General features: G+C 50.0%; 17 protein-coding genes. 12 read left to right on the top strand and 5 right to left on the bottom strand.

Features of this window, described 5'->3' with window-relative positions; translation table 11 throughout:
• Window positions 1-9 precede the first annotated feature (9 nt).
• Genes ABWH99_RS01140 through ABWH99_RS01125 form a run of 4 tightly spaced genes read left to right on the top strand, consistent with a single transcriptional unit; the run spans window position 10 to window position 3,138 of the window.
• Window positions 10-1,059 carry a bifunctional oligoribonuclease/PAP phosphatase NrnA gene (locus tag ABWH99_RS01140; protein WP_375584478.1) on the top strand — a complete coding sequence of 350 codons (1,050 nt, stop codon included), beginning with the start codon at window positions 10-12 and terminating at the stop codon, window positions 1,057-1,059.
• The gene (locus ABWH99_RS01135) at window positions 1,043-1,972 is read left to right on the top strand and encodes an FKBP-type peptidyl-prolyl cis-trans isomerase (RefSeq protein ID WP_375584477.1); all 930 of its coding nucleotides are present in this window, start codon (window positions 1,043-1,045) and stop codon (window positions 1,970-1,972) included. The genes ABWH99_RS01140 and ABWH99_RS01135 overlap by 17 nt, the downstream gene beginning before the upstream one ends.
• Window positions 1,973-2,017: 45 nt before the next feature.
• Entirely contained in the window at window positions 2,018-2,554 is a 537-nt protein-coding gene (locus ABWH99_RS01130) for an FKBP-type peptidyl-prolyl cis-trans isomerase (RefSeq protein ID WP_375584476.1), read from the top strand.
• Window positions 2,555-2,574: 20 nt separating this feature from the next.
• A complete protein-coding gene (locus ABWH99_RS01125) occupies window positions 2,575-3,138 on the top strand; it encodes an FKBP-type peptidyl-prolyl cis-trans isomerase (RefSeq protein ID WP_375584475.1) in 564 nt (187 codons plus the stop codon).
• A gap of 340 nt (window positions 3,139-3,478) precedes the next feature.
• On the opposite strand, the gene guaB is transcribed toward ABWH99_RS01125, so the two are convergent.
• From guaB to ABWH99_RS01110, 3 genes are all read right to left on the bottom strand, one after another.
• The gene (guaB, locus tag ABWH99_RS01120; protein WP_375584474.1) at window positions 3,479-4,957 is read right to left on the bottom strand and encodes an IMP dehydrogenase; all 1,479 of its coding nucleotides are present in this window, start codon (window positions 4,955-4,957) and stop codon (window positions 3,479-3,481) included.
• 142 nt (window positions 4,958-5,099) lie between these two features.
• Window positions 5,100-5,765: an SGNH/GDSL hydrolase family protein gene (locus ABWH99_RS01115; RefSeq protein ID WP_375584473.1), complete on the bottom strand. Its 666-nt coding sequence runs from the start codon at window positions 5,763-5,765 to the stop codon at window positions 5,100-5,102.
• A complete protein-coding gene (locus ABWH99_RS01110) occupies window positions 5,762-6,952 on the bottom strand; it encodes an RsmB/NOP family class I SAM-dependent RNA methyltransferase (RefSeq protein ID WP_375584472.1) in 1,191 nt (396 codons plus the stop codon). The genes ABWH99_RS01115 and ABWH99_RS01110 overlap by 4 nt, the downstream gene beginning before the upstream one ends.
• A gap of 120 nt (window positions 6,953-7,072) precedes the next feature.
• Between ABWH99_RS01110 and ABWH99_RS01105 the strand changes: the two genes are divergently transcribed.
• From ABWH99_RS01105 to prmC, 3 genes are read left to right on the top strand one after another with little or no spacing between them, the layout of a single operon-like run.
• Window positions 7,073-7,357: a hypothetical protein gene (locus ABWH99_RS01105; RefSeq protein ID WP_375584471.1), complete on the top strand. Its 285-nt coding sequence runs from the start codon at window positions 7,073-7,075 to the stop codon at window positions 7,355-7,357.
• Window positions 7,357-7,749, top strand: a complete 393-nt coding sequence (locus tag ABWH99_RS01100; RefSeq protein ID WP_375584470.1) for a magnesium citrate secondary transporter — start codon at window positions 7,357-7,359, stop codon at window positions 7,747-7,749. Before ABWH99_RS01105 ends, ABWH99_RS01100 begins: the two co-directional genes overlap by 1 nt.
• The gene (prmC, locus tag ABWH99_RS01095; RefSeq protein ID WP_375584469.1) at window positions 7,733-8,572 is read left to right on the top strand and encodes a peptide chain release factor N(5)-glutamine methyltransferase; all 840 of its coding nucleotides are present in this window, start codon (window positions 7,733-7,735) and stop codon (window positions 8,570-8,572) included. The genes ABWH99_RS01100 and prmC overlap by 17 nt, the downstream gene beginning before the upstream one ends.
• 9 nt (window positions 8,573-8,581) lie before the next feature.
• Here the strand turns inward: prmC and ABWH99_RS01090 are convergent, their stop codons facing one another.
• On the bottom strand, window positions 8,582-9,184 hold the full coding sequence (locus tag ABWH99_RS01090; RefSeq protein ID WP_375584468.1) for a thiamine pyrophosphokinase: 603 nt from the start codon (window positions 9,182-9,184) through the stop codon (window positions 8,582-8,584).
• Window positions 9,185-9,481: 297 nt separating this feature from the next.
• Between ABWH99_RS01090 and ABWH99_RS01085 the strand changes: the two genes are divergently transcribed.
• Genes ABWH99_RS01085 through ABWH99_RS01075 form a run of 3 tightly spaced genes read left to right on the top strand, consistent with a single transcriptional unit; the run spans window position 9,482 to window position 12,709 of the window.
• A complete protein-coding gene (locus ABWH99_RS01085) occupies window positions 9,482-9,994 on the top strand; it encodes a 3-hydroxyanthranilate 3,4-dioxygenase (RefSeq protein ID WP_375584467.1) in 513 nt (170 codons plus the stop codon).
• 43 nt (window positions 9,995-10,037) lie between these two features.
• Complete coding sequence (gene kynU / locus ABWH99_RS01080) at window positions 10,038-11,318, top strand: kynureninase (protein WP_375584466.1); 1,281 nt, start codon at window positions 10,038-10,040, stop codon at window positions 11,316-11,318.
• 38 nt (window positions 11,319-11,356) lie between these two features.
• On the top strand, window positions 11,357-12,709 hold the full coding sequence (locus tag ABWH99_RS01075; RefSeq protein WP_375584465.1) for an FAD-dependent oxidoreductase: 1,353 nt from the start codon (window positions 11,357-11,359) through the stop codon (window positions 12,707-12,709).
• Window positions 12,710-12,714: 5 nt separating this feature from the next.
• Here the strand turns inward: ABWH99_RS01075 and ABWH99_RS01070 are convergent, their stop codons facing one another.
• The gene (locus ABWH99_RS01070; RefSeq protein WP_375584464.1) at window positions 12,715-13,623 is read right to left on the bottom strand and encodes a 1-aminocyclopropane-1-carboxylate deaminase/D-cysteine desulfhydrase; all 909 of its coding nucleotides are present in this window, start codon (window positions 13,621-13,623) and stop codon (window positions 12,715-12,717) included.
• Between the two features lie 66 nt (window positions 13,624-13,689).
• Between ABWH99_RS01070 and ABWH99_RS01065 the strand changes: the two genes are divergently transcribed.
• Window positions 13,690-14,724 carry an RluA family pseudouridine synthase gene (locus tag ABWH99_RS01065; RefSeq protein WP_375584463.1) on the top strand — a complete coding sequence of 345 codons (1,035 nt, stop codon included), beginning with the start codon at window positions 13,690-13,692 and terminating at the stop codon, window positions 14,722-14,724.
• 495 nt (window positions 14,725-15,219) lie between these two features.
• Window positions 15,220-19,554, top strand: coding sequence for a hypothetical protein (locus tag ABWH99_RS01060; RefSeq protein ID WP_375584462.1), 4,335 nt, complete (start codon window positions 15,220-15,222; stop codon window positions 19,552-19,554).
• Window positions 19,555-19,635: the final 81 nt, after the last annotated feature.

Raw genomic sequence — 19,635 nt, 5'->3', positions numbered from 1 at the left:
TTATTACACATGCAGAAATTAGATCTATTTAAAGAACAGATTTCATCCGCTTCGTCCAAAAGAATTATCATCACCACCCATCATAAACCTGACGCCGATGCCCTGGGTTCCTCCCTGGCTCTGGCGTTGTATTTGCAGAAGAAAAACCACCAGGTGACGGTGGTCACTCCTTCAGATTACCCTTCTTTTCTTCACTGGATGAAAGGAAACGAAAATGTGGTAAACTTTGAAGACGCGCAACAGGTGGAACGAGCCCGGAACCTCATTCAAGAGGCCGATATTATCTTTTGTCTGGATTTTTCAAACCTTGGCCGGCTGCAAGGCATGGAAAAGCCCGTACGGGAGGCCGATGCATACATGGTCAATATCGACCATCATCAGGATCCGGAGGACTTTGCAGACTTCAGTTTCAGCAGCACGAAAGCCGCCGCTACCTGCGAATTGCTGTATGATCTCATTGTGAAAGTAGGCGACAAGGAATTGATTGATAAAGACATTGCCGAATGCCTTTACTCCGGTATCATGACCGATACAGGTGGCTTCAGGCATCCCAATACCACAAAAAACGTGCACCTGGTGACGGCCGAACTGATTGATCTGGGGGCCGATAATTCGAAAATTTCCCGGCTGATTTACGACACCTATTCGGTCAATCGATTAAAGTTTCTGGGGTTTGCGCTCACCAGAAGACTGACCATCCTGCCGCAGTTGAATACTGCGTATTTTGGAATCAGCAAAAAGGACCTCAGGAAATACCAGTCCCAAACCGGCGATACCGAAGGCCTGGTCAATTATGCCCTGTCGTTGGATGGGATCAAGATTGCTGCGCTGTTTACCGAGCGAAAGGACGGCGTGAAAATTTCTTTTCGATCTTCAGAAGAGGTGGCGGTAAATAAGTTTGCAGCAACTTTTTTTGAGGGAGGGGGGCATAAAAATGCCTCCGGAGGTATATCCAAACTCCCCCTTGAGGAAACCATGAAGCGTTTTGAAAAATTAGTAAGCGAAAACAAACATATTTTATTCAATCAATTAGCATTAGTCGATGAGAAAAATCAATAATTTAGTTTTAGGTGCCCTTATGCTGGCCGCGAGTACGCTGATGTATTCGTGTAAAAAAACCGAAACGACTTCCGACGGTATTGAATATACCTACGTGAAGCAAGGAGACAAGGTGACCAAAGATGGGGAATTTGTTGTCTACCATTTTACCGCCAAAACCGGAAGTGACTCCCTGTTTATCTCGAGTTACGATCAGCCGGTACCCCCTTATTTGCAACACCTGGACTCCGCCGAGGCAAGGACCGGAATTGACGAAATTTTCCTGAACCTGAATAACGGCGATAGCATTGTCGTTTCTGCCACTGCGGAACAAATCTTTACCGCGGACGGCGTTCCGCCCTTTCTAGAGAACGACGAAATGGTCACCATCCAAATCGGTGTGATCAACGTCCTGGAAGAGGCTGTTTTTGAAGATTACTTCAACGACCTGGTGGCAGCCCAACAAGAAAAACAAGCCGCGGAGGCGGGAGTAAAGCTGGAAGAGGATGTAAAAACCATCGAATCTTACATCGAAGAAAATAATCTGGATGCTAGCAGGACGGAATCGGGTCTCTTTTACGTCATAGAAGAAGAAGGTACCGGTGCGCAAGTTGAGCAGGGAGACAAAATCTCCGTGAACTACACCGGCTATGTTCTGGACGGAACGGTATTCGACACGAGTGTGGAGAGCAGAGCTAAAGAAGCCAATACCTACGATGAAAATCGCCCCTATGAACCCTTCACCTTCAATGTCGGACAAGGAATGGTGATTCCGGGATGGGACGAAGGCTTGCAGCTATTGAGGAAGGGTGCGAAGGCCAAACTATTGATCCCTTCCCCCCTCGCATATGGTCCTAGCCAGCGGGGCGCGGTCATTGTACCCAACTCCATTCTGGTTTTTGACGTAGAAGTTACCGACGTTGAAAAACAATAATGCATCCGCTGAAAACAGCGGCGCTATTCAAACAAAAAAACTACCATGAGGAAGAGCCCATTCATTCTGGTCTTGCTGGTTGCTTTCAGTTCCTGCATTTCCGATGAGGAAAACCTGGACGTGCAATTTGAGCAGGATCTTCAGAAGATCGAAGAATACATACAAACGGTAGATACGGAATATTCCCGTAGAGAGACCATTGAAGAAACGGGTATTGTACTTTTATTCACCGAAGAGGTGGAGTCCGAAGAACTGCCGCAGGTGAGGGATTCGCTCTTTGTGAATTATACGGGAATGCTCCTGGATGGGACCGTATTTGATACGTCCATAGAACAGGTCGCTCAGGATAATGACGTATTTAATCCGAACCGTACCTACGCGCCTTTTCAGGTAATACTAGGGATATCCAATGTTATCAATGGCTGGCACTGGTCCCTTTCGCAAATGAAGGAAGGAGAAAAGGCCATTGCCCTGATCCCGTCCGCCTATGCTTATGGAAGTCAGGCCAACGGTCCGATTCCCGCCAACTCGGTATTGGTGTTTGAGCTTGACCTGGTCGAAGTACGACCCTATCAACCCTAATTTTCAGAAAGTATCCTTCCATGAGAAACGTACCAAAGTTACTTGCTCTATTTTTTGTTATTATATGGAGTTTTTCCTGTGAAGATCAGTTGAATCGTTTTGGAGGCCCGGTGTACGACCGCGAGGGAAATCTGGCAATTGATCGGGAAATTATCGCAGACTACCTGGAAACTGCTCCCTACGACAGTTTGTATCGCATCCATGATCCTTCGGGGGTGGTCGTGATCGTCACGGAAGAAGGGATCGGTTCCCGGCCGGAATCAGGCAACGTGGTGTATGCAAACTATACCGGCTCCTTGCTGGACGGCAGCGTGTTCGATACCAACCTGGAAGATGTAGCGCAAGAAAACGGTATCTACGATGAAGAACGAAATTACAGGATCTTTTCGTTTTTCGTCGACCTACCTCCCTCTCAGGGGGGAGCGATTCAAGGATTTAGTCTGGGTTTCAAACGTTTGCGAAGCGGAGCCAAAGGAACGATCATCATCCCTTCTCCCTACGGCTACGAAGACAGCGAAAATGTGCCGCGGGTACCGGCAAACTCTGTTTTGGTATTCGACGTGGAATTTCTGGGAATGGATTAGGAAACAGGCAATGTTTCAGTCGTAATTCCATTGAATAAAACCCGGCCTGGCCGGGTTTTATTGATTTGGCGTATTCCTAAACCGGATGCAGGAAAGGATGGGATGGAAACGTTCATTCCGGACAGGACTTTGGGGCTGCCGGGTTTTTTTTGCGGAAATACGTACTCTGGCTGGGCGGACCGATACCGGTTGACAAAACCCATCGCTGCCGTCCTTGGCTTACCATTACATCCGTCGCGGCCTCCCCTCAACAAACCTGATGGTCCGTCTCAAAAAAAGCGGCTGTCTCTTCACTGAGGCAGCCGCTTTTAACTAATGCATTCCGAATCGGGCTTTTGGCTTACATTTTTGCGCTGTAGTTAGGAGCCTCTCTCGTGATGCTCACATCGTGCGGATGGGATTCCCGGACACCGGCCGCAGTGATTTTTACAAACTTGCCCTTAGTCATCAGGTCCTCGATGGTGGCCGTGCCGCAGTAGCCCATACCGGCCCGAAGTCCTCCTACCAGTTGATACAGCACTTCGGAAACCAGTCCCTTGAAAGCAACCCGTCCGACGATTCCTTCCGGAACGAGCTTTTTGATATTGTCCTCTGCATCTTGAAAATACCGGTCCTTGGAACCGGATTCCATGGCATCCAGGGAACCCATTCCCCGGTAGGATTTGAATTTTCTTCCCTCAAAGATGATGATTTCCCCCGGGGCTTCCTCGGTCCCTGCCAGAATAGAGCCGATCATTACGGAGCTTCCTCCAGCCGCCAGGGCTTTCACCACGTCTCCGGAATAACGGATACCCCCATCGGCGATGACCGGTACTCCCCGTTCTTTCAACACCTTGGCACATTCCATGACCGCGGACAATTGCGGCATGCCTACGCCCGCAATGACACGGGTGGTGCAAATACTGCCGGGACCTACGCCTACCTTGACGGCGTCAGCACCGGCATCTGCCAGGGCGATGGCAGCCTCTGCCGTCGCAATGTTTCCGACGATCACCTCCAAATCCGGGAAGGTTGCTTTGATCCGTTTGCAGGTTTCGATCACGCCTTTGGAATGGCCGTGTGCCGTATCGATCGACACCACGTCTACACCGGCAGCTTTTAAGGCTTCCACCCGGTCCTCGATATCCGGTGTCACACCCACCGCTGCGCCCACGCGCAACCTACCGAATTCGTCCTTACAGGCAAATGGCTTGTCCTTCCGTTTGAGAATGTCCTTGTAGGTGATCAAGCCGGTTAACTTGTAGTCTTCGTCTACGATGGGTAATTTTTCGATTTTGTATTCCTGAAGGATCTCTTCTGCCTGTTCCAGGCTGATGCCCGCTTTCGCAGTGAAAAGATGGTCTTTGGTCATGATTTCCCGAACCGGTCGATTCAAGTCTTTTATAAAGCGTAAGTCCCGGTTGGTAATGATCCCCTTTAGGTAGCGATCCTCATCCACTACCGGTATGCCTCCAATGTTGTATTCACTCATGATCGCTTCAGCATCCCGAACCCGTGCATCAATGTTCAGGGTGATGGGGTCCAGAATCATCCCGCTTTGTGAGCGTTTGACCTTACGTACCTGAGCGGCCTGCATGTCAATGGACATGTTTTTATGAATAAACCCCAGTCCACCTTCAAGCGCTATGGCAATGGCCAGCTCCGCCTCGGTAACGGTGTCCATGGCTGCGGAAACCAGGGGAATCTCCAATCGGATATTTCTGGTAAGCTGTGTGGAGGTATTGGTGTCGCGTGGGAGCACCTCGGAATATCCGGGTACAAGAAGCACATCGTCATAGGTGAGTGCTTCAAAAAGGAATTTATCAGTATGTGGATTCATGGCAAATGGTTAGTAACCCTATTTGCCCGTCAAAGATACGCTGTTTTTTTCATGCAAATCAATACTTGAAAGAAAAAATATATACGTTTGCTCCCGATTCGGGCCCGTTCCTGGAATTTTCTTTGGAGAAATGCTCCCTGGCTTAAAAACGCAGGATTTGCCGGGCCAGCCGCTTGGAAATGGCCTCCATGCCCCGATCATTCGGGTGTCGCGCCACGCTTTCGTTTGGAAACTCGTCCAGGGCCATGTACTGTCCGTCTGTTCCCAGGTCGGAAAGCTCAACTACCTCCCAACCCTGTTGGGAAGCAGCATGCAGCAGCTGTCGATTTACCTCGGGATTGGGCCAAAAAGTCGTGGTAATTACCACCCGCGTTTCCGAAGCGACGAGATAGGCAGAAAACCCTTGCAAGGCCTCGGAAAAATTCCATTCCTGTAATGCGGCCAGGGAAACGTTTTCACCCAGCCGAATGACCAACAGGTCTGCGTCAAACTCCCGCAACTTCCGGTACCGGGAATGGTCCATGGTACCGAAGAATTTTTCAAAGGGGAATACATTTTCGCGAATCATTTCCAGATCGGGCAGCTGTGCCTCAAGTGTATCCGCCAACCTGGAAAAATAATCCCTTTCCGGTGAGCTGGCAGCCATTCCCCAGTCGGCGTGCCAGCCAATGGAAGGTTCCGGCGGATGATAGGTGATGCTGTTGCCGATGACCAGGATTCGTTCGATGGCAACAGCGGGCGCTTCCTTCGATTCGCAGCCGCCCCACGCAACCGCGAGTACCAGAAAATAGCAAACGCAACGCATCATTCCCGCTTTCGCAGTTTGGCGATGTAGAAACCATCAAAACCACTTTCGTGCGCCAAAACCCGGTTTTCCTCCAAAAGCTCGAAGTCCGCTCCTGCTGGGCTTTGTAAAAATGCGGCTACCTGTTCGGTGTTTTCGGCCGGGAGTATGCTACAGGTGGCGTATACCAGGAGTCCTCCGGGTTTCAGCATGGAGGGATACTGGGCCAGGATGTTGCGCTGAACTTCCTGAACGCTGGCAATAGATTCAGGGCTTAGCTTCCACTTGGTGTCTGGGTTTCGTCGCAGAACCCCCAATCCCGAACAAGGTACGTCCAGCAACAGGCGGTCGGCGCTTTCCTGGAGGCGCTTGATGGTTTTGCTACCTTCGATGGCTCGGGTTTCAATGATGGAAACGCCGGCACGGCGGGCCCGAAGTTTGGTGTTCTTAAGCTTCCATGCTTCGGTGTCCAGGGATAAAATGCGCCCCTTGTTCTCCATGAGTGCAGCGAGGTGCAGCGATTTTCCTCCTGCTCCGGCACAGGCATCAATCACACGCATCCCCGGTTTGGCTTCCAGGGCCTGCGCTACCAGCTGAGAAGAAGCGTCCTGTAGTTCAAACAGCCCTTCTTTAAAAAGGGGGGTACGGAACACATTTTTTCGCTGCTGGAGGACCAGGGCATCCGGGTAGCCCTTGGCAGGACGGCTGCCAATATCCAGCGCTTCCAGTTGCTCCCGCAGTTTAGAGCGACTCGTTTTTAGTGTGTTTACCCGCAGCACGACTTCGGCCACCTGGTTCAGGCAGGTCAGTTCATCCTCCCATTGGTCTCCCAGTTGCTGCTGGCCCATTTCCTCCAGCCAATCGGGAATGGACTGCAGCAAGGCACGATTGCTGATTTTTTCTCTTTTACGGGCAATCGCTTTGGCATCAATTCCCTTGAATTCCTTCCAGTCTGGCAATGCCCTGCCCTGTTGCACCCAATACGTACCAAACCACTGGTAGTAATCCTTTCCCGGACTAAGGTAGCCAATCAACCGCTTCCAACGGACGATTTCGTACACGCTTTCGGCAATAAATGCCCGATCTCTGGCGCCCCACTTTGGGTTGGATTTTAATACACGTTCGATCACCTTATCGGCATGGAGGTTTTTGCCAAAAATCTCTTCGAGTGCCCGGACTACTCCATTTACCGTATTGGGGAAAAGCTTCATAAATCATTGTTGGTATGTGCCGGCAAATATACATAAATTAAACAGGGAAAATGGAAAGCACACCGGTTAGGGTCCGGCAAGACCTTTAGAATTTGGCGTTATTTTGGTAGTTTTGGACCTATGGGAGAAAAGAAATGTCCGCACTGTGGCAAATGGTCCGATTGGAACCAGAAGTATACGGATACCTGTACCCACTGTGGCAAACCATTGGGAGGTACCGACCTGGAATACCAGGAAAAGAGAGCCGCTCAGGAAAAGGCCAACGAAGAGCAATGGATTTTTTACATCAAGGACAGCGATAGTACCCTCGTAAAACGTTTAAAAATGGTCGGCAATTTTTTCTATACCCTCTACATCGCTATCATTACCTTTATTGCCTGGTTAATCGCCGTTTTACCTGGATAATGCCTGTTTATTCTAATATCTGGTTTTTACTTCCGGTTGTCTTGTTCTGGGTCAACCAATACCTGGAACGGGTGCAAGAGGTACGCCTTCCCCTCGTACACAGTTACCTGGATGATTTGCTGGCCATGCCGGTAATTTTGGGATTGACCCTGCAACTGTACCGTTGTATTCATCCCCTAAAGGAGCGTTTGGTGTTTTCTGTCGGGCAGGTGCTCGTAGGCTTCGTGTACGTAAGTCTGCTATTTGAGGTGCTTCTACCGGCCTGGTCCGCTACCTACGTTCGAGATGCATGGGACGTCGGCTGCTATTTTCTGGGCTCGGCGTATTTTTATGCATTGATTAATAAAAAACCAAGCGAAAACAAAAAAGCCGACTATGGCCATTACACTTAAAACCATTCACAAACGCTGCATGGCGGAGCTAGCCGGCAACTATCCCCGGGAGGAGGCCAACAGTCTGGTCGGCTGGTTGATGGAGGCCTTTCTGCGAACCAATCGTACCGATCTGCTTTCCGACAGATCGGTAGACGCCATTCCCCAGGCAATGGAAGCAGCACTCACCCGGCTAAAGCAGGGGGTTCCAATCCAGTACATCCTTGGAAAGGCACCTTTCTATGGAAGGGAGTTTCTGGTGGGTCCCGAAGTATTGATTCCCCGCCGGGAAACGGAGGAGCTGGTGCACCTGATTTTAAAAAATTCCTCCGGAGAAATGGATGTCCTGGACCTGGGCACCGGATCGGGCTGCATTGCCATCAGCCTGGCGCTGGAATGGAAGGCGGCACGGGTTACCGCATTGGATATTAGCCCGGTGGCGTTGGCCCTGGCCCGGAAAAATGCATCCCTCCTGAACGCTTCCCTGGATTTTATACGTGCGGACATGCTTGCACCTCAATTGCCCCTGGGCAGCCTTGACCTGATGGTCAGCAACCCGCCTTACGTTCGGCATCAGGAAAAGGCGCTCATGCATCCAAACGTGTTGGACCACGAGCCGCACGGCGCGCTATTCGTTCCAGATGAAGACCCGCTACGGTTTTACCGTGCGCTGTTTGGTCATGCCCAAAAACATCTCCGGCCGGGAGGCATGATGTATGTGGAAATCAACGAGCAGTTTGGACAGGAGGTGTCCGGCCTGATGGCAGCAGCCGGGATGACCGGGATTCGGGTGTACCAGGATCTTCAGGGTAAAGACCGCATCGTATGGGGACAGATGTCATGAAAGTACCCGCTAAGTGCCCAGCCAGAAAAGCCGATTGCTTGAAAAGGCATGCATGCCCTCTGTCAGCTCCAGGCTGGTAAGGTACCGAATGGGAAAAATCCGGCTACCCTCCGGCGAACGGTGTTCGACAAACTGTCCCTCTTCTCCAAGTACCTGAATCGAGCATTGAGGCAGCCATTTTCTGAGGCGACCGAGTTTGGCCGGAAAATACCGATGGCCATTGCTGAAGAAAACAAGGTCCAGATCGGCCAAATAGGGATCCAGTTCGCTGCAAGCCGCCGGGTTAAACGGCAGTACATTGACCGCAGCATGCCCGGATTGTATGAGATAGTCTAGTCCTACGGAAAGATACTGCGTTTTTTTAGCCGGAAGGAAGCGCAGGGGAAACTGTTCTTCCGCCAGGTCTGGGTTTTTTTTCGCATAGTCGGGTTCGGCCAGGACTACATCCACCTTGATGCCCATCGAGAGGACCTCCAGAATGTTTTCTTCGGTGGCGAGGATGGTAGGAACCCATTCCAGTAATTCGGGAAGTTCGGGAATGTTCCAGTCTTCCGGACTAAGAAGCAACAAGGCAGGTTCCTGCTGTTCGCGTACAACGTGGTGGGAAGACATGTATGTAAGGTGTTTTGGTCTCGAAGCATTCCAGTAATGGGGACAAAAGTACGCAAATTTTCTGTTACGAGCGCCAAACGGGACCTTATCCATTTTTCCCGGGGGCCTGACCATTCCCTTAACGGTGAAAGAAGAATTGGCTTGGTGGAAGGGCTGTAAGATTGGATTTTTTTTATAATTTTGACAGCGAAGCACGGATCGGGTAATCCGATAATACAGGAGTAGATCGCGGATGCTCTGCTGCGAGCGTTACCGACCAGTGTTTCGTAGAGATTGTGTACATAACCGACAGACGCCATGCCCATTTCCCAACCGATTAATTTCACCAAATGGATTGAAGATAACCGCCACCTGCTCAAGCCCCCGGTGGGAAATCAACAGATGTACCTGAAAAACGAGGACTTTATCGTCATGGTAGTGGGCGGTCCCAATGCCCGAAAGGATTACCATTACAACGAAGGAGAGGAGTTTTTCTACCAGGTGGAGGGAGACATTACCTTAAAGGTGGTGGACGAGGGCCTGATGAAAGACATACCCATAAAAGAAGGGGAAGTGTTTTTATTACCTCCGCGAACGCCCCATAGCCCCCGCAGGCCAGCCAATACCGTGGGTCTGGTCATTGAAAGGTACCGCAATCCCGGGGAGAAGGATGGGTTTTTGTGGTTTTGTGAAAATTGCGGCCACAAATTATACGAGGAATACGAAACCATTACGGATATCGTGAACCAATTGCCACCCATCATGGAGCGCTTTTGGAGCAACCCCACGCATACTACTTGTACGAATTGCGGAACCGTGATGAAAAAATAACGGAGGTCTCCCACTACACCACCTTGCCTTTACCGACAAACCTATGCCCAACGTTGCCTACGAGTTAAGCAGGGAATTTGCCCAGCAAATGGATGAAATCGATCCATTAAAGGCTTTTCGGGAACAGTTTTTCCTGCCTGAAAAACAGGGGAAACCGGCAATTTATTTTTGTGGCAATTCCCTTGGGTTGCAGCCCCGCACAGCGGCATCTTACCTGCAGGCTGAATTGGAAAAATGGGCAGAAATGGGCGTGGAGGGCCATTTTGAAGGGAGCGTGCCCTGGGTGGATGCACGTAAACCTTCCAAACAGCAGCTGGCCCGTTTGCTGGGAGCAGGTACCGACGAAGTGGTGGCGATGAACGGGCTCTCTGTCAATCTGCACCTCTTGTTGGTCTCCTTTTACCGACCGAAGGGAAACAGGTTCAAGGTGCTGACCGAGGTGGGTGCCTTTCCGTCCGACCAGTACGCCCTGGAATCTCAAGTCCGATACCATGGCTACCGACCGGAGGAAGCCTTATTGGAAATTGCCCCCCGCCCGGGGGAACACCTGCTCCGAACCGCTGATATTCTTGAAAAGATTCGCCAACACAAAAAGGAACTGGCCCTGGTGATGCTCCCCGGAGTGCAGTATTACACGGGGCAGTGCTTTGATATGGAAGCCATCAGCAGGGAAGCCCGGCTTCACGGAATACCGGTGGGCTTTGATTTGGCACATGCCATTGGCAACGTGCCCCTTTCCCTGCACGACTGGGAGGTGGATTTTGCCACCTGGTGTAGCTACAAATACCTGAATGCAGGCCCCGGAAACGTGTCAGGGGTTTTTGTTCACCGCAAGCATGGCAGTGATCCTGAAATTCCGCGGTTCGCCGGATGGTGGGGACATGTGGAAGAAAAGCGTTTTGCAATGGAAAAAGGCTTTATCCCCATGAAAGGGGCGGATGGTTGGCTATTGAGCAACGACCCGGTCCTTGGGCTGGCGGTATTGCAGGCCTCCCTGGACATTTTTGAAGCGGCCGGTATGGAAAGAATACGGGCAAAATCTGAACTTTTGACCGGCTATCTGGAGTTTGTACTCCGGGAAACAATCGCTGCCCGGGATGCGTTAGAAATAATAACTCCTTCAAAACCAACAGATCGAGGGTGTCAATTGTCCCTTCTCGTCCACAAAGGAGGCAAATCGCTGGTAGATACATGGACGAAAAACGGACTGGTAGCCGACTGGAGAAATCCCAATGTGGTTCGCCTGGCCCCCGTGCCGCTTTACAACAGTTTTCAGGAAGTGTACGCGTTTGGAGAAATTCTTAGGGCGTCGTTAGATGGCTGACGGGTATACATCCACAAAAAGACCTATTCAACAACATCATGAAAGAAAAAATTGACCTTTTGGGGGCGGGATTGATTGGCTCCCTGCTCGCCATCTACTTGAGAAAAAGAGGCTTGGATGTATCCATCTACGAGAAGCGCAAAGACTGGCGGAAGCTGGAAGCTTCCGGTGAAGGGCGCTCAATCAATATGGCCTTAAGTTTCCGAGGCTGGAAAGCCTTGGAGAAAGCCGGCATTCGTGAAAAAGTAGTGCCGCACATTCAGCCCATGTACGGAAGACGTATCCACGACGAGCATGGAAATACCTTTTTCCAACCCTATGGAAAGGACAATCAAGCCATTTATTCCATTAGTAGAAATGCTTTTAATAAACTTTTGTTAGACGAGGCGGAGGCACTGGGCGCTACCCTTCATTTCGAACACAAGGTAGAGCAGGTGAAGGTGAGCGATCGGGAAGTCAGGTTTGGTTTGCCGGATGGGGGTTCAAAAACCATTCGCTCAGAGGTATTGATTGGATCGGACGGTGCCTATTCCTCCCTGAGAAATGCGTTTCAAAGCCAAATTCGTTTCGATTTTAAGCAGCAATACATTTCCCACGGGTACAAAGAGCTATCCATACCTCCTGCACCCAACGGGGACTTTGCCATGGATCCAAATGCCCTACACATTTGGCCAAGGGGCAAGTTTATGCTGATTGCACTGCCAAACCTGGACAAATCATTTACCTGTACCCTTTTCCTTCCCTTCGAGGGTTACAAAGTGAGTTTTGAAAACATTCATGACGATCAGGACGTGGAACAGGTCTTTAAAACTCATTTTAACGATGCCCACGCACTGATGCCAAATCTTCTGGAAGATTTCCGGAACAATCCTACGGCCGCCCTGATCAATACCGAGTGTTATCCCTGGACGGAAAACAATGCCTTGCTCATTGGAGACGCAGCCCATGCCATGGTTCCCTTCTATGGACAAGGGATGAACTGCGGTTTTGAAGATTGCTATATCTTGGATGGATTGGTAGAAAAATACGGAACGTTTTCCTGGGATCTGGTATTTGAGAAATTTCAAAAGGGGAGAAAGGCCGATACCGATGCCATCTGCCAGCTGGCAATGGACAATTTTGTAGAAATGAGTGATAACGTAGCTGACCCGAAATTTTTGATCCGAAAAAAGATCGAAGCCCGCCTGCACGAACTCTTCCCGAAGGAATGGGTGCCCCTGTACAGCATGGTCACTTTTTCGGACATGAGGTATTCGGAGGCCTATGCCATCGGAAAAATACAAGACAAGGTAATGGACGAAGTGATGCGCGACCCACTGATCACCCAAAATTGGGACCGTCTGGATTACGAAGACATTTTGCAGCGGGTGGAAGTATCCGGAGCCGTTTGAAAAAATCAAATCTGTAAACCATGGCGTTGGTTAAATCCCCGTACTCCCTGTAAGCCTCCGGTATGCAGGACCAATAGTCGGCTTCCTTTTGGGAAGCATCCCTCCCGGATCATCGCCCAAAGGCCAAACATCATTTTCCCGGTGTACACCGGGTCCAGAGGGAGTTGCGCCTGCCGACGCATGTCTTGGAGAAAATCAATTAGCTCGGCATTGAATCGGGCGTAGCCCCCAAAATGGAAGTCCGTAGAAATTTCCCAGTCGCAGTGCGGACGTATTCCCTGTGCTTGCATAAGTTGGGCTACCTCCTTGCGAATAAAGTCGCCTTTGAGTGCCGAGAAGCCAAGTACCCGTTGTCCGGGCAGGGCAGTAGCGGCGATGCCGGCAAAGGTGCCTCCGGTACCCACGGGTAAGGCGATTACGTTCATGGCGGCGTCTGCTTCCGTCAGGATTTCCCGCGTGCCTTGAATGGCCAATGCATTGGTGCCGCCCTCCGGTATCAAAAAGAACGCCCCAAATCTCCGTTCCAGAGCGCCCAATAGCTCGGGGGATTGTTTTTCCCGGTATTCCGACCGCGAGAGGCAGTGTAGCTGCATGCCGTTGGCGACTGCGTCGGATAGGGTCGGATTTAGCGGTAAGGGAGTTTCTCCGCGAATGACCCCAATGGACCGCAAGCCGGATTGCTTGCAGGCAAACGCGGTCGCATGAATATGGTTGGAATAGGCGCCCCCGAATGTTACTACCGTGTTTGCCTTTTGCTTTATTGCTTCCTGAATATTGTAGCGTAACTTGTAATACTTATTGCCTTGCAAACCAGGGTGCATCCGATCCAGTCGTTTGACAGTGAGCCGCACGCCCGTTTCCTCCAGAAGGGGGTGATTGAGCGTTTGGTAGATGGGGTAATTGGCAGGTTCCACGTCAACTAGTTTTGTGATTTTGCGTTAAAAGTCTACTTGTTTTTTATTATATCCTAATTTTGCACCATGACAGCATCCCATGAAGACGAATTGCCCGAGGAGGAATCCTATTTTGAGCCCTACGAATTGCGGGTGGACCCCGGGCAACGGCCCTTGCGTATCGATAAGTTCATTACCGACAAGGTGGCCAATAGTAGCCGAAATAAGGTACAACAGAGTATTTCTGCCGGGATCGTAAAGGTAAACGGGCAGCCGGTAAAAGCCAACTACAAAACAAAGGCTGGCGATGTCATCTACTTCGTCCTGGAGCGGAGCCGCAAAGACACGGAGGTGGTGCCCGAGCCCATTCCATTGGATATCCGCTACGAGGACGATCACTTGCTGGTGGTCAACAAACCGGCGGGCATGGTGGTGCATCCGGCGCACGGAAACTGGACCGGGACGCTCGTCAATGGTTTGGCTTATTATTTCAATCAGCTTCCCGAATTGCCGGGAAACAGCGGCAGACCCGGCTTGGTTCACCGGATCGATAAGGATACTTCCGGCTTGCTGGTGGTGGCCAAATCCGAACAGGCAATGACCGACCTGGCCGGCCAATTTTTTGATCACAGCATTCAGCGCACCTACCTGGCACTGGTGTGGGGGGAGCCTTCAACAGCCGGGGGAACCGTGGAGGTGCCCATTGGGCGGGGGATCAAAGACCGAAAACTCATGCAAGCCTATCCGGAGGGTACCGGTGGAAAATCGGCCGTAACCCACTGGAAATTGCTCCAGAGATTTCGGTACGTGAGTTTGATCAGTTGTAACCTGGAGACGGGTAGAACGCACCAGATACGGGTACACATGAAATACATTGGGCATCCCCTGTTTAACGACGCCGCGTACGGAGGGGATAAAATCAGAAAAGGGACCCAATATGCCCGTTATACCTCCTTTGTGCGGAATTGTTTTAAGCTTCTTCCCCGGCAGGCCTTGCATGCGCAGTCACTGGGTTTTATCCATCCCATCAGCAAGGAACCGCTGTATTTCGAGTGTGAACTTCCCGAAGACATGGCTTCGGTGATAGAAAAATGGAGAAATTACATACAGATCGAGGAGTAAAGGTTGTTGATTTGTTAATCGAAAGTTTTAAATCGAGGTAATTTTTACAAAAAAAAACCATTTTAGGCCATAATTTTGAGTGATGTGAAAAAATCTACATTTTCTAATGAAAATATTTCTTCCAAAGGCGAGTTTTATTACATTTGAGGAATCAAAACAATATTTGGTGATTATTCGTTGCGGGATAATCGTTCTAGGTTGGTTTTGATCCTGATTTGTAGGATGTTGAAATTGGCAGACAAGCCCTCCTGTCTCGGGGGTGGAGGATCCGGATTTATCCGGTGTACTGGATAAAGCACACATCGAGCTCAATGTGTTGCCTAACAGCTCCGTGGAGGTTCGAGTCCTTCTCCTACAGCGGTTTTGTGAAATCCGGCAACTTGCCTTTTTTGGGGAGGGTTGCCGGATTTTTTTTGTAAAAACCCTGTCATTAAAGTTTCTTTTGTCTCTTATTTTTGAATAATATCCACTTTATTTTGTATTCTTGATCTGGAAATGCAGAAAGAAAACGTACATACCCGTCCAAAGAAGGACCGCAAAGGGCGCCTGCTAAAAATAGTGGCTGCCCTGTTGCTTTCAGGGGTACTGCTGCAGGTCACCCTTTACTTTGGTGGGGACTGGCTGTTTCGGGAATTCATCAAGCGGCAGGTATCAACGGTGTCGCAGGGGAAATATGTGGTGGACTTCGATAAGTTGTACCTTTCGGTCTTTCAGCGGGGTATCTTTGTGGAGGGTTTTTCGCTCATTCCTACCGATCCGGCTATTTTTGATGCAGCAAAAATTCCCTACTACCGGATCAATATTGAGGAGTTGGAGTTATTGGGTTTGGGTTATTCCCCAGACTCCAAACAGCTATCCGTGGGGACCTTGCGCCTGACCTCGCCCAGCGTGCAATCCCGGCAAACATCTGGAGAAACAGAAGAAAACAGTGAGAGTCCCCTGCAGTTGCTCGAAAACGAGATTCAAAAATCGCTGGGTGGGGAAATCCAGGAAATTGTCGTTCGTGATTTTTACGTAGATCAGGCCAATCTGCTGATCGAAAACTTCATCAGCCAAAAATCCATTTCTGCATCAAACACCAACCTCTATGTGCAGAACATTCGTGTTGGAGGAGAAAAGCAAGTGGCCCTTCCATTTGGTTTGCAGGGATTTCGGCTGGATTTTGACGATTTTGAAATCGTTTTGTCCGACAGCATACACCGCGTCACCGCAGACAAAGTCGCTATCTCCTCCCTGGAGAAGCGGATCAGTGCCGAGAAACTGCAAGTGGCTCCGGACCTCAAAAAGCCAGCAGATGTCTATTACGAAATCTCCCTGGACCAATTGATGTTGGAAGAAGCCGACATCATGGAAATGTTTCGTACTTCGGAAGTCAACGTGGGTTCGTTGAATCTGGAAGGTCCCAATTTTGTTTTGTACACGGACCGGACTGCCCTGGAAAACGAACGCAGAACAACCGATCTGTACGAATTGATCCGGGACGTGCTTACCTCCATTTCCGTCAACGAACTCACCATCGATGGAGGACAGTTCCTTCAGCGAGGGGTGGACGACCCCAATAAAAACCGTATAGAAGCCGAGGACATCCATTTCTTCATGGAAGAGGTGTACATCGGGCAGGACGAGCAGCTGAAAGCGAATAGTTTTTTCTACTCCAGGGATGCGGTTTTGGAGATCGATCGGGCCAGGATATCGCTTGCGGATGAGATCCATTGGGTCACAGGAAGGAATATCTATTTGTCTTCCTCGGAGGATCGTGTAACGATCAATGAAGTGGAAATCAACCCGATTGTAAACGAAGACAGCCTAAGGGACCTTTCCTTGTTTGAAATCCAAGTTCCCCAATTGGACTTTGCCAATGCCAACCTGAGAAAGGTTTACAACGAGAAGATAGTCGATATCGGCGAGCTCCTGATTCGGGCACCAAAGGTGGTCATTCGGGATATCCTGGGAAGTTCCGGGAATTCCGGGAAAGTTCCCAAACTCTCCTCCCTGCAACAGTTGACCCAGGGTTTTTTAAAAGCCATTTACATACAGCGGTTGGAAATGCAGGAAGGCAGCCTGGTGCTGGACAACCACCTCAGGGTGCGGCAGGACAGTCTTTCCTTTGGTAAAATCGATTTTGTGCTGGAAAATTTTCAGCTGGACGAGCAGCAACGCAGCGATTCCTCTTCCAGAATCTTTCTGGCTGAAAACCTGCAACTAGAGATCGAAGATTATGCACTGAAGCTTTCCGATAACCTGCACTTGTTCTCCGCGGATCGAATCCGCATCGATACCCAGCAGGAGCGATTGCGGATCAATGGATTCCGGCTGCAACCCCACTCTCCCGAGGAGGTGCTGCAGCTGTTGGAACGCTACGGAAGAACTACCGTGTTGGACATAGAAATTCCGGAGTTTTTGGCCACGGGCGTGGACATCAATCGGGCCTATTTTCAGGAAAAGTTATTCATCAATCACATCGATATTCCCAGCCCGAATATCCAATGGACCAAATACATTCCAAAAGACAACGAAGAGCAGGCAAAATTGGAACGGGGCGATATCCTGAACCTGATCACCAATTATTTCTTGGTGGTGCAGATCGACTCTTTGAGCATCAACGAAGGGTCGTTCGTTTACGACAACTTTGCCAACGAGCGTTTTCGGTCCTTTGCAGAAAACGATATAGCCGTAAACATCCGGAATTTTTATCTGGATGAAACGGTGGATCCAGCCGATAATCGCACCCTGTTTGCCGAGGAAGTAGATGTCAATCTAAAGAATTATCTGTTCAATATTGCCAACGGCAAATACAGCATCGTGGCAGAACGGATCACCTTCAATTCTGCCAAAGAGGAGATCAATACCTTCAATGTACAGCTAAATCCCAATCGCTACCTGGACTCCAGGGTAAGTATAGAGGCCACGATACCCGAACTCAGCTTTCAGGGGGTCGATCTGGAAGCTTTTTTGTTCGATAATACCCTGTCGCTCTCCCAATTGAGGCTGATGGATGCGGGGGTGAAGTTATCCATCAACAGGGGCTATGGAGAGGAAACAAACAAACCGGAGGAGGGGCGGCGAAACAGCCGCAACCTGCCCAAAACGATCGAGACGATCCAGATCGATTCCATCCTTACCTCCAACGCTTCCTTTAACGTGGCCTTTTATCAGGAAGGAAAAGACCTGGATTTGATTCGGACCGGAATTAACCTATCCATTGCAGACTTTCTTCTCGACTCTGCCCGGCTTTCAGAAGGAGACATCGCCAGTTTTTTCTCAAACATAAGCCTGGAGGTGGACGACTTTTCGCTGGCGTTGAAGGATAGCATTCACACGCTCAACTTTTCCAAGATCGGCTTTGATTCCGGTGAGGAGGAGATTTTGGTGGAGAACCTGCGCGTACAGCCCAGCCAACTGGAAGGCATACGCGGGGTACCCATCATTCGGGCCAATGTCCCACGCGTTTCGGTCAATACCCGTTCCCTGCAGAGCTTTCAACGTACCGGAAGGCTCGATGTGTCCCTGCTTCAATTGACCGATCCCGATGTGCGAATCTACCTGGACGGAGAAGAAGCCATCACACTCTTACAGCAGGAGGAGGAAAAAGAAGTCGCACAAAAGGTGTTGGAGCAATTGATTGTCCGGGATTTTTCCTTGACCGGAGGAAAACTATCCCTGATTGATAAGGCGGATACCAGCAAGGTTACGGCCTTTCAAAACCTGCGTCTGATTCTTAGTAACCTGAATTTTGATTTTACCCAAAAGCAAAACATTACCTCGTCCTTCTTTTTCAACAAGGACTTCCAATTCGAGCTAAAAGACTACGAATTGGAAATGCCGGATAGTCTGAACAGGTTGCGGATCGGTCAGGTCTTGATTTCTGAAAACGAATTGGTACTGAACCATGTTCGGTATTTTCCCAAAGCCGGTACCTATGCCTATGCCAGGCAGGTAGGCAAGCAAACGGATGTCGCGGACGTATACATTCCGCAACTGGTGGTGAGCGGGTTGGATGCCGCCAGATTCATTGCCGAAGAAAAACTGATCGCCCGGTCCATGACTGTTTCCTCCCCCTATGCTGAATTATTTCGGGACAAACGGGTTACCGAAGACACCACGGTCGTGAAACCCATGCCGCAGCAGGTAATGGAAGCGATGGGCATGGTGATCGATCTGGATACCTTGATCGTCACCAATGGCCGTCTTCGGTACCGTGAGTTTCCGGAAAAAGGGATGGTCCCAGGTGAACTTACCTTTGGTCGGATGAATGCCCGCATGTATCCTTTTCGGCTCGGCCAGATTGATCAGAAGCGAGATTCCGCCAGGGTAGCGGCTACGTTCCAAATCAATGATACAGCGGAGTTGGACGTGCAGTTATCCATGCGCTTCGTTCCTCCGTACCCCATCACTGTGAAGGCCCGTGTGGGGGCTTTTGAACTGCCGGTCATCAATTCTATTTTGGAATCCAACGCCTTCGTTACGGTGGAAAGAGGGCGGATTCGCGAAGGGGAATGGGAATTTGTCGCCGACCAGGATCATGCCATCGGCGAGATGACATTGAAATACAACGATTTGAAAGTACGGTTGCTGGAAGAGCGGACCTTGAGAGAAGCGGGGGGCCGAAAGGGTATCCTCACCTTTGTTATCAATGCCCTCGCCATGCGGAAAAACAACCCCCGTCCCATCTTCGGGCGCCTGGTCGCTTCCCCCATTTATTGGGAACGTGTTCCCCATAAATTTGTCTTTAATTATCTCTGGAAAGCTACTTTTTCCGGACTCATGGGAAGTTCAGGCCTGATGCAACCGAAGATTCCCAGAAAAGAAGAAGAGGAAGGTACCCAATAGGATGAAAGTACGTTTCCCTTTTTCAAATGGTAGGTGGCCTCAATAATTTATTTTAGATTTGCGATCGTTAAAAGATCAAAT

The organism is Cyclobacterium xiamenense, assembly GCF_042140265.1.
Lineage (GTDB): Bacteria > Bacteroidota > Bacteroidia > Cytophagales > Cyclobacteriaceae > Cyclobacterium > Cyclobacterium xiamenense_A.
This window is presented reverse-complemented; position numbering and strand designations above follow the sequence as displayed.

Bases quoted from the DNA above. Each gene is read 5' to 3' on its own strand.
- ABWH99_RS01140 (WP_375584478.1), top strand. From the start codon at position 10: ATGCAGAAATTAGATCTATTTAAAGAACAGATTTCATCCGCTTCGTCC.
- ABWH99_RS01135 (WP_375584477.1), top strand. From the start codon at position 1,043: ATGAGAAAAATCAATAATTTAGTTTTAGGTGCCCTTATGCTGGCCGCG.
- ABWH99_RS01130 (WP_375584476.1), top strand. From the start codon at position 2,018: ATGAGGAAGAGCCCATTCATTCTGGTCTTGCTGGTTGCTTTCAGTTCC.
- ABWH99_RS01125 (WP_375584475.1), top strand. From the start codon at position 2,575: ATGAGAAACGTACCAAAGTTACTTGCTCTATTTTTTGTTATTATATGG.
- guaB (WP_375584474.1), bottom strand. From the start codon at position 4,957: ATGAATCCACATACTGATAAATTCCTTTTTGAAGCACTCACCTATGAC.
- ABWH99_RS01115 (WP_375584473.1), bottom strand. From the start codon at position 5,765: ATGATGCGTTGCGTTTGCTATTTTCTGGTACTCGCGGTTGCGTGGGGC.
- ABWH99_RS01110 (WP_375584472.1), bottom strand. From the start codon at position 6,952: ATGAAGCTTTTCCCCAATACGGTAAATGGAGTAGTCCGGGCACTCGAA.
- ABWH99_RS01105 (WP_375584471.1), top strand. From the start codon at position 7,073: ATGGGAGAAAAGAAATGTCCGCACTGTGGCAAATGGTCCGATTGGAAC.
- ABWH99_RS01100 (WP_375584470.1), top strand. From the start codon at position 7,357: ATGCCTGTTTATTCTAATATCTGGTTTTTACTTCCGGTTGTCTTGTTC.
- prmC (WP_375584469.1), top strand. From the start codon at position 7,733: ATGGCCATTACACTTAAAACCATTCACAAACGCTGCATGGCGGAGCTA.
- ABWH99_RS01090 (WP_375584468.1), bottom strand. From the start codon at position 9,184: ATGTCTTCCCACCACGTTGTACGCGAACAGCAGGAACCTGCCTTGTTG.
- ABWH99_RS01085 (WP_375584467.1), top strand. From the start codon at position 9,482: ATGCCCATTTCCCAACCGATTAATTTCACCAAATGGATTGAAGATAAC.
- kynU (WP_375584466.1), top strand. From the start codon at position 10,038: ATGCCCAACGTTGCCTACGAGTTAAGCAGGGAATTTGCCCAGCAAATG.
- ABWH99_RS01075 (WP_375584465.1), top strand. From the start codon at position 11,357: ATGAAAGAAAAAATTGACCTTTTGGGGGCGGGATTGATTGGCTCCCTG.
- ABWH99_RS01065 (WP_375584463.1), top strand. From the start codon at position 13,690: ATGACAGCATCCCATGAAGACGAATTGCCCGAGGAGGAATCCTATTTT.
- ABWH99_RS01060 (WP_375584462.1), top strand. From the start codon at position 15,220: ATGCAGAAAGAAAACGTACATACCCGTCCAAAGAAGGACCGCAAAGGG.